Annotated in this window: 3 protein-coding genes; all 3 read right to left on the bottom strand. The window is 24.4% G+C overall.

Annotated elements, in window-relative coordinates; translation table 4 throughout:
- On the bottom strand, positions 1-3,578 hold a 3,578-nt coding region (locus tag BU00_RS0102960; protein ID WP_027121424.1), incomplete at its 3' end, for a hypothetical protein.
- Between the two features lie 58 nt (positions 3,579-3,636).
- Positions 3,637-6,012 carry an Ig-specific serine endopeptidase MIP gene (gene mip / locus BU00_RS0102955; protein WP_342665345.1) on the bottom strand — a complete coding sequence of 792 codons (2,376 nt, stop codon included), beginning with the start codon at positions 6,010-6,012 and terminating at the stop codon, positions 3,637-3,639.
- 395 nt (positions 6,013-6,407) lie between these two features.
- Positions 6,408-7,418, bottom strand: a 1,011-nt coding sequence (locus BU00_RS0102940) for an HAD family acid phosphatase (protein WP_027121421.1), incomplete at its 5' end; no start/stop codon positions are given.

The following is a 7,418-nucleotide window of genomic DNA, read 5'->3' as shown; positions in this document are numbered from 1 at the left end:
ATTGCAACTGGATATGTGGCAGCAAAAGCATTTAAATTAACATAGTCATCAATGACATATGTTTGATTTGAAACTTGTGTTAAGTTTAAGTTTTTTCAGTTATGAATAAATTGAACAACTTCTTTTTCTTTTTGATTCAATTGTCTATTATTAAATTGTCAGTTATTTTCTTGATTAATCGGGAATTTTTCAAAAAAGAAACTAAAATCTGCAATAGCATAAACTAAATCTGCTCTGCGAGATTCTATTTTTTCAGGTTGATTACCTTGATTATCTTTAAAATTAGACATTGTTGGAAATAATCTTTCATTATTAAAATTATTAATTGGTTCAAGTGGAATTTCTATTTCACCAAAATTAAGGTTATTTTCTTGTAATATAGGATAAGTTTTATCAGAGGAATATTTATCTTTTGATGTTAAAACAGGTATTTTAATATCAACATGTTCCATTTTTCTTTGTACTCATGGATTTGTATTACTTTTGTAATCAACACGCTTATAACCATCGAAAACGTGTTGATTTGTTGTTACAAAGAAACGATAATCATTATCATCAGAAGGTTTTACTTTTCCTAGTACTGTTCAAGAAGATCCATCAGTTCTGAAAGCAAAACTACGTTTTCTTAGGTCTTTAATACCTTTTTGATTATCAACATCAAATAGCCTTGTTGCATTAGATTTAGTTTTTTGCAATTTAGAATAAAGAGTAAAGAGTTTATCCGGATCAAATTCACTAAGTGATGGATTAAAATTAGAATCATCATATTCTGAACGCTGCTTATAGCTTACAACTTCTTCAGGGTTTACAATTTTTGTATTGTTATATTCAGACTCGCTAAAACTAATATTTACACCTGGTTTATTTTTTCAAAAAAGATAAAATTGATTATTACCAATAAATGCTGAATTATAAAGAGATAAATTATGATCGGGTTTAAAGTTGAAAATTTTTGTATTTTGTTCATCTTTTGCAATAATTTCAAATTTTAATTTTTGGTTTCCTAATGATAGTTTAAATCTAAACATTGAATTTAAAATTTTATGATAAAGATTTTGCGTTTCAAAATCATCTGCACCATGCACTACATTAAACACTGAGTTGTCTATAACTTTTTGTTCTTTTATTAATTTATAAGATACTGAAACCATAACTATATTTCTTGTAGATGCACCTTGTCCATAATCTGTTAAAACTTTATGAGTGGGATCAAATTCAAACATAAAGTTAAATAATACATCTTCATCATTTATTTGTTCTAGGTTTTTATATCTAGATAAATCTTTTGTCATAGATACAACTGTATGTTCTGGATTAAAGTCAAATCTTTTGCTACTTAATAATTCTCTACCAACAAGGCTTTTTAATTCTACTTCTTGGTTATTTTCATCAATCATTTTAAAATGTTTTAGTACATCATTTGATGATTTAGAATTTCTATAATACATTTCATATTTATAGTTTATTAACGAATAAAAATTTTGAATAGAATATGGTATCGAATTTTTTGTTTCGTTTGATAATGCTATGTTTCTTAAATCTGTTGTTGTAAGATTTGTTTTATTGGTAATTAAATCTTTATTTTGAACACTAAAATCGTTTTGTGTATTTTTATCTAATATTTCATTATATAAATCATAATTGAAGTATTTAACAAAAGATAAATCAGAATTTCTTGGTAAGTCAATACCTCTAAAATATAAATCTTTGCTATAAGGTTCTACAACGTGTAATTCTTTTAAAGTATATTTAACCCTATCCATAAAACCAGATAAAATAAATTTATTTAGTTTTTCAAAAGGAACATAAACGCTTGGTTTTTTAACATAATAATTATTGTAATATGCTGCATTATCATCTCTGTCTATTTCCGCTTCAAAAATAAATTCAAATCATTTATCTTTTAAATATTCTACTTTTTGTTCATCTAAATCAAGATTTGCACTAGCATATAATATTTTCTTATCATTATCACCAATAAATTTAATTTCTTTTAAATCAATATCATTAAATGGAAGTGGTTTACTAAAAAAATATTTATCATTTAGATCATAAACATTTAATTTTGAATCGTAAAAAGTGTGTGTTAGAACAAAGTTTTTGATATTTTTTTGCAATAAATCTGTTGAAAAACTTGCACTTGAACCAGAAATATTATTCAATGTAACAATTTTAGATCATGGTTGTAAAGGATTTGTTCCTTTTATTAAAATTTTAACTTCTGTATTTTGTTCAATTAGTTGACTAAAATTAATATTGACATTATTGTCAATAACGGTTATTCTTTCAATATCAATGTTTTTTGTTCCTTTTACATATGATTCATTAAATTGCTCATTTGAATATGTAAGTTTTTCATTTGAATCTATATATTTTTGATATGGAATTGAAAAATTAAGTTCAATATTTTTTTCTGAAATATTTAAAGCTGAGTCATAATATTTATTTCTCTGAGTAATGATTGAATAATCTTTTGTTTTAATAAAATCGCTTTTTGGTTTAGAGTTTAATTCATTTTCACTTTCATTATTTGTTGTTACAAATGCTTTTTCACTAACATTAGATAAATCTATTAATAAATCATTTATTGATAAATTATTAATATTATATTGTGTATTTTTTGTTAAACCAGAAACGGAAAACGAAACATAATTAGAGTTTTGTGTATATGCTGATGTTAAAAATTCTTTATCATTTAAAACTAGTTTAAATGTTTTTGGATTAGAATCAGAAAGTTGGTGTTGAGAGAAGTTGATTTTAATAAAAGCACTTGTGTTCATTATTTCACTAATTTCTATATTAGAAACACTAAAACTATCATTTTCTTTTTGTTGTGTTGTAAAATTCTTATTTTGATTTGTTAAATCTTGCTCTTTTGAATTAAATAAGATTTTACTTATTTTATAAGATGTATTTGGATTTAAATTTGTAATATTAAATATAACTGTATTACCAGAAAAAATAAATTGTGAAATTTTTACAACTGAATTATTAGAAGAATTTGTTAATTCAATTTCTATTTTATCTTCTGGATTAACATTAGTTTGAAATGATAAATTAATATCAATAGACTTTGATTTGATGTTATTAAATAAAATATTATTTAAATTATTATAATTATTATTTAATGAATGGTTATCTATTACTTTTGAATTTAAATTTTTATCATCTTCTTTTTCATCATCTGTTTTTAATGTTATAAAACTTATAGAGTTAGATTCATTTATAAAATCTTTATTAAGAACTTTATCAAAAACTCTTGTAATAGTATATTTAGTATTTGGTTTTAAATTATTTAAAATAACAATAGCTTTGTTATTCTTATAATCAATTTCAAAATCAGTATATTGTTGTAGATTTTCAAACTCTAAAATTAAATTTGGTTGATTATTTTTTAAATTACTGAATTTAATTTCAAAAATTGCAGAATCACTTTTTATATTTGTGAATTTAAAATCAATACTCTTATAAATTTTATTGCTATTATTTGCACATTTTGTTGCAATTAAAGGTAAAAATACAATAGAACTACTAATCAAAACAGTATTTAATATTTTCTTTTTAAAATTATGTTTCATAATTACCTCATTTTAATTAAATTTTAGAATATCCTTAAATATCATTAAAATAACATCTCTATGAGATGTTATTTGAACTTTCTGTGTTATTTGTATTTTTAAAAACATATTTTTCTGGTATTTCATTTGTACCATTTTTAAATAAGAAGGTCTTAATATTGGGTCTTAATTTTCCTAATTCTTCTCTAAATGATTTGTTTTGATCTTTACCACCTCCATAAACTAAATCATATTGAGGAATATTATAACCATTAAATAAATTATTAAGATCTTGTCCATTTGATCTAACAGCTAAACCGCTTGAAAGTTGTTGTGAGTTGTATGCAGTTGTTAAAAAACTTACTAATTCATTTCTTTGATTTCTTATAGAACTTCCAGAAGCACCACCTCCTGGTGAATAACCTTTATATAAATATGCTAGACCACTTTGGTAATATGTTTTATTGTCTTCATCCGATTTATAAGGTTCTCCTACAACTGGTGCATTTAAAAATCTATCAAATACACCTGGTTTGTCTTTAAATGTTCTTAAAACAATTGAGTGAGATAAATGACCACCTCTTTGTGTTCTTTTTAAAGATTCAGCATCACTAGGTTGTTGCTGTTTATAATAGTTATAATCTGCATTTGTTCAAAGTGAAAAAGTATTTTTTCTTGCGTTATAATCTGCTTCATCTTCATATTGATTTAATCAATCATCAACAAAACCTTTGCTTAATGATGCAGGATATGAAACAGCATATAATTGATCATAAGTTTCAAAATCTTTTTTATCTTTTTGTCTTTTAAGTATAGGAACATCAATTTTTTCATGCTCTGTTAAATAATCATAAGAAGCAATGGTTAGTTTTTGGTTATCTTCTAAATTTGCATAATTATTAGTTACAAGTTTTGCAAAATCAGCAGCATTTTTTTCTCCATATAATTCTGTTTCAGATAATTTAGAAAAATCAACTTCAAAAATTGCAAAATCTAAAAATTCTTTATTTGTTTCTGTTTTATCTGCACTATAAGTATTTGGGTCTCATTTGAAAAAATCACGTCCATCTATAACTCTTTTAAATGATTTACCTGGTAATGAAAACTTTTTAATTTTAGTTTCAAAAGCATTTGTTCTTAATGTACTAAAAATTGATGGATATTGTTTATCAAGTCTATTTAAACCAAAACCAGCAAGATTATTTTCATCAAACCCATCCACAACATGATAATTTGTTCCAAAATATCATTTTGTGGGATATGAACCATCTGTTGTTAATTCATAGTCTAAAATAAATGTTGTTCCAGATTTTACTTCTGTTCTTCTGCTTGATTCTGCTAAAGAATTAAAATCAGTTGCTTTTTCTATTTGTGCAAGCATACGTTTTTTAACTTCTTCTGAAACTGTTGTTGCAGCATTAACAGTTTGTTTTAATTTTTCTCTTTGATTTTTAACATAATCAGTATAAATAACAGCAGCAGCATCTTCATCACCGTTATTTTGTTTTTTAAGTTCATCAAAAATTTCTAGTCTATATTTTTCTCTAACCCCAAATGATTGATTAGGACGATTAAGTTTTTCTTTAAACTCTGCTTTTTTATTAGAGTCAGTTATTTTATCAACTAAAAGATTTAAATCTTCTGTATTTTGAAGTAATTTAGCAACTTCTATTTGTTCATTGTAGTTATCAGTATATCATCATTTAGTAAAATTACTTTGGAAGGTTTGCATTGCAATATTTGAATATTTATCATTTACAATTGTTCTTGCAAGACCAATGTTTTTATATTCATCTTTTTTATAATTATCTACTCAAGAATTTAATACACCTGATGGAGTTTTTTTAATGTTTAACCCAATAACTTGTCCTTGTTCATTAAGTTGTGGAACACTTCACCCTAATGAATTCATTGTGTCATAATCAGGTAAATTTAGTTCTTTGGCTTTTTTATTAAATTCATCTTTAAAAGAACTTGTTATATTTGTTTCTCTTGAGTATTTTTGATTTTTAATAGAATCAATTAATTTTGAGAGATCTTTATCATATTTTTCAATATTTGTTGAATCAAAATATTGTTTTTCTTCACTTTCTTTTGGTCTTGAATTAGGATTCCTGATAATGATTTCATTATCTTCTTTGAAATCTTTAAGAGTGAAAATTCTATTAATATCTGCTTCATCGTTAAAAGTAAAATATAAACTGATTTCGTTTTTATTAGAAGGATTTAATGAATAATTAACTAAATTAAATTTTAATCTTGGTTCTTTAGCTTTAATATCAACTCATTCTTCAAAATTATTAACAACTTCTTTTGCTGTTTTTGTTTTTATATCAACAAAAAATTTGTTTTTAACAGTAAATAATGCATCAAAATCCTTGTTTTTTAAATATTTTTCTGTCTCTTCACTATTTAAATAATTTATATTTGTTGGTGTTTCATTATTATTTGGTATTTGATTTTTACGAGATTCAACTTCGTTTGATGGATCTTTTTCAGGATTATTAGTTGTTTTATTTGTTTCTAAATCTTTTTGATCATCAACTCTTAATAAATCCTTGTTGTTAGTTTTAGTTGTATTTTCTTCATCTTTTTAGCAACTAGATGCAATCAACATTGGTGAAATTGATAATGTACCTAAAATTAAAAGTTTGATTTTTTTGAACTTTTTCATAAAACATCTCCTTTTATTAATATATTAATATTATATTATTTTTACAAGTTTTTAATTAATATTAATTTTTCATAAAACACCAGATTTTGTACCACATATTACTATTAAAATTTTTATGAATATTTTAAATAAAAAACCAAATATTTTTTATTTGGTTTTATCTTTATATTATTTACTTATTTTGTTGGTTTTCAAATAAACTCATGAATTGCTTTATCAAGAGCTTCTACTTGTTTGTCAGGTGTTAATCCGTAAAATCCTTTTGCAAGACCTGCTTCTCATCCACCATAAGAAGCATTTCCTCCAATTAAAACATAAGATTCTGCTCAATCTTCATTAGATTTTACAACATTACCTTGTGCGTCTTTTTCGTATTTAATTCCTTTAACATTAACATCAAAGTTTCCGAAAAGTTTTTTAGTATCTTCTAGTGTTTGATTTCTTTCACCATTTAATTTATGTGCTGATGAAATATCGTTAAAGTCATCAAAGTTATCACCAACTCTCATTACTGTTTTTAATGCAACAGAATTTCCGAAGTTTTTACCTTGTGTTGTTAAATCTCATTTTTTAGAGTTTACAAGATTCATTCTTTCTTCTTTTTCTGTTTTAACTCTTTTACCGTTTACATCTTTTTTAATTGCTGTTCATGGTTTTGCATTAGATAAATCCACACCTTGCATCCAGAATGTTCAATCAGCTAAATAATTAGCATTTAATCCTTCTGAAACTAAGTTTTCTCTTGTTGGTGCTAATTGATTTTCTTGTTCTCTGTTAGAGTTAAACATAACAACTCCACCGTTTTTTCAAACGTGATCAATAAATTCTAATGCTCCTGCAATTTTACGTGCTTGTTTATCTTGAACAAAAGCATCTCATAGTGCAGGTGTAAATGTTTTTTGGTTAGCAACTAGTCAGTTTTGGAATGAATAGTTGTTTAAAACTGTTTCATCAATATCCATAAATACAACAGGTATCGCTTTACCTTCTGTTGTGTTTTTAATTGTTACATTTCCTTGTGCGTCGACTACAACTTTATCTTTTTCAAAAACATTTGATTGATTGTTAACTAATTCATCAAATTGTTTCATTGCTGATGAATATAATGTATAAGACATAGCATCTTTTTCGGCAGAAACTGTATTTCAAATGTTAGCTAAGTATCTAACGCTTTCAACTACTGTTTG

Source organism: Mycoplasma leonicaptivi ATCC 49890, assembly GCF_000622205.1.
In the GTDB taxonomy this organism is placed as follows: Bacteria; Bacillota_I; Bacilli_A; order Mycoplasmatales; family Metamycoplasmataceae; genus Mycoplasmopsis; species Mycoplasmopsis leonicaptivi.
The sequence above is the reverse complement of the archived record's forward strand: the minus strand, read 5'-3'. Positions and strand labels throughout refer to the sequence as shown.